This is a genomic window from Endozoicomonas sp. (genome assembly GCF_051008435.1).
GTDB lineage: Bacteria > Pseudomonadota > Gammaproteobacteria > Pseudomonadales > Endozoicomonadaceae > Endozoicomonas_A.
Genome location: NZ_JBPCXO010000254.1, coordinates 1 through 2,854, shown reverse-complemented (window position 1 = coordinate 2,854; position 2,854 = coordinate 1). Strand labels below are relative to the sequence as shown.

The window sequence follows — 2,854 nt, the reverse complement described above, 5'->3', positions numbered from 1 at the left end:
CGTTCTAGACAGCTTCGATGGATTCGTGAGAATAGTTGACCTATTTAATCGAATTCATCGAATAATTGGGCCGTTCTTTCTGGAATTTAGGCCGAAATAGTCTTAAGTCCGACAGGCTCCTAGATCAGGTCCGGAAGGCTTAAGGGTATGACAGCGGATTCGAGGGAGTTTTATCGAGAACGAAAGCAAGGAAATGGGGAAGAGAAGAAGGATCAGGAAGCGAACCAACCCAAAGGTTCATTCGCTTCCTGGTTTCCGGATGCAGTCATCAGTGTCCGATAAACCGCTCCATACTATTCACTCGCTCAGGTACCGGGACCAATACGTTCCAGGAGGTTCATATGAGGTGAAGCATCCTGGGCTCTCAATCGAATTCGATCTTCGTAGAGCCTGTTTTTCTCATTACGCAGGCCAGTCACCAGTGCATAACACATAAACAGCATGATAATTGAGAAAGGCAAGCCGGCAATAATCGACGCAGCCTGAAGCGCGGCAAGCCCACCGGTTAGCAACAGAATAGCCGCCACCAAACCCTGCCCCACACCCCAGACAATTCTGTGTCGCATGGGCGGTTCATCATCACCAACAGACAACAATGTCGTGATTACCAACGTACCGCTATCGCAGGATGTGATGAAGTAAGTACAGATCAGCAAAGTCACCAGAACCTTGGCTGCCGGTTCAATCCAACCGGTATTCATCAGACTGATGGTTTCATACAAGGCCACCGTGACATCATTATTGACGGCATCAATCACCCCACCAGAACCAAACAGTTCAATATGCAGTGCAGTACCACCAAAGGCGGTTAACCAGAACATGCCCAAGAGTGAGGGAACAAGCAGCACGCCAATGGCGAATTCTCTGATGGTGCGACCTTTAGAAATGCGCGCAATAAACATGCCGACAAAAGGTGACCAGGAAATCCACCAGCCCCAGTAAAAGGTGGTCCAGCTGGACTGCCAGGAAGAAACCCCATCGGCCTCAGAGTTCGTCCAGAAGCTCAGGCTGACAATATGCGACAGGTAATCACCAATATTCTGAACATAACTGTTGAGAATATAAATAGTAGGTCCCAGTGCAACAAAGAACAGCAAAATAAGAATACTCAGCCAGAGGTTCAGCTCTGACAGAATACGAACACCTTTACCCACGCCCGACACGACAGAGAGCGTAGCGATACAGGAAATGACAGCGATCAGAATTAGCTGGTTGGTAATGGAAACATCAATCCCCAGCAACTGATTCAGGCCAGTATTGACCTGAGAAACCCCCAGCCCCAGTGAAGTAGCTACGCCAAACACGGTACCGAACACCGCCAGAACGTCCACGGCATGTCCCCAGAAACCGTAAATGCGCTCACCCAGAATCGGATAAAGAACCGATCTTATAGCCAGTGGCAATTTTCGACGATAGCTGAAGAAGGCAAGCGATAAACCCACCACAACATAAATGGCCCAGGGATGCATACCCCAGTGGAAAAACATCAGACGCATAGCAACTTGCGCAGATTCGGGCGTGCCACCTTCAGTGATAAACGGGTTAGACTGAAAATGAAAAATCGGTTCAGCAATACTCCAGAAGATCAGACCAATCCCCATACCCGCTCCAAAGAGCATAGAAAACCAGGAGAAATAACTGAACTCAGGCTTCTGGTCATCGTCGCCTAATACGATGTCACCAAAACGACTGAAGATAAGAAAGACTGCAAAAAAGAAAAACAGCGCCACTACTAATATGTAGTACCACTTGAAACCGGCAATAATATAATCCCGCAGGCCGGTAAAAGACTCCGCCGCGAGTTCCGGACGGAAAGCGCCTGCCAATAAAAACAGGGCTATGATAGTCATGGCAGTGACTGCCATGGGTGGATTAAGGCCTCGTAGAAGACCGGACTTAGCTCTCATGCCGACTCCTTAATCCTGCGTAAAAAACTCTTCACCTACATGGTCACCTGCCCCTCGGACAGCGCGGTAAACCACCTCGCCCATCGCCTGCTGACGATGATCAACGAGCGTTACAGAAGGCTGGGCATTCACTGCGTGACGCTGACCCAGAAAAATGGCTACGGGTAATTCCAGATTACTGACACCCCGGGTGACCCACATACGATCAAAATCGTAGTTTCCACCAATAAATTCCAGTTGCGCCAGTCCGGTATCCATTCCAGCCAGGTAATAATCCATGGCCTTCTCATCGGGAAAAGCGTGAACCAGGACATAAGCAAACCGAAGTTCATTAACCAGGTTTTTGAGAGAAAAGGTGCCGGTTTTAATGGCGCTGACAGCAGGATCACCCCAGGAAGAATTAACTGTCAGTTCTTCGGGCTGGTCATCGTCAAAACGGGTCGTATAGCGGACCAGAGCAGAGGAATCGGGCATTTCATAGCGAACGCGAATGATTTCAAGGCCGTTAGTGATATCTTCAAGAGCTAGCTGATTAGCACTCATACTACATCCATACACTTTAAGGGGGTAGCAATACTAACAAAATCAGCCTGCCTGAGACAGGAGAAAGCCTGACTATACGGTTATTCCACTCCCCTTCCCCTCTGGCACAGAGGCTACAGGACATATTATTTTTTGGTAACTCCGTCCTATTTGATGACCCCCATGTCAGGAAAAAATGTTCAATCATCCGTTCCCCTATTCTTATTCCTGAATCCGTGAGTTCATGATTAGAGAGAGGTTTCTCACCTCCTAAATGCATGAAACCTACAGAATAGGTTTTTGATTTTTTGCTATTCACCAAAGAAGGGCAAAACAGACGCAGAAGATCAATGCAGTTTAAATAATTCGGGGGAATTTCAGCTCTATTTCAGCTCTGGAGGTAAATGAAGCTCTGCCCGCATAAG

The 2,854-nt window shown here is 48.0% G+C and carries 3 protein-coding genes; 1 reads left to right on the top strand and 2 read right to left on the bottom strand.

Annotated features, from left to right (window positions below):
* Positions 1-147 precede the first annotated feature (147 nt).
* Complete coding sequence (locus ACR2PX_RS13060; protein ID WP_433999794.1) at positions 148-282, top strand: hypothetical protein; 135 nt, start codon at positions 148-150, stop codon at positions 280-282.
* A gap of 23 nt (positions 283-305) precedes the next feature.
* Here ACR2PX_RS13060 and ACR2PX_RS13055 read toward each other — a convergent pair whose 3' ends face one another.
* Positions 306-1,907: a BCCT family transporter gene (locus tag ACR2PX_RS13055; RefSeq protein WP_433999793.1), complete on the bottom strand. Its 1,602-nt coding sequence runs from the start codon at positions 1,905-1,907 to the stop codon at positions 306-308.
* Positions 1,908-1,916: 9 nt separating this feature from the next.
* The gene (locus ACR2PX_RS13050; RefSeq protein WP_433999792.1) at positions 1,917-2,450 is read right to left on the bottom strand and encodes a hypothetical protein; all 534 of its coding nucleotides are present in this window, start codon (positions 2,448-2,450) and stop codon (positions 1,917-1,919) included.
* Positions 2,451-2,854 lie beyond the last annotated feature (404 nt).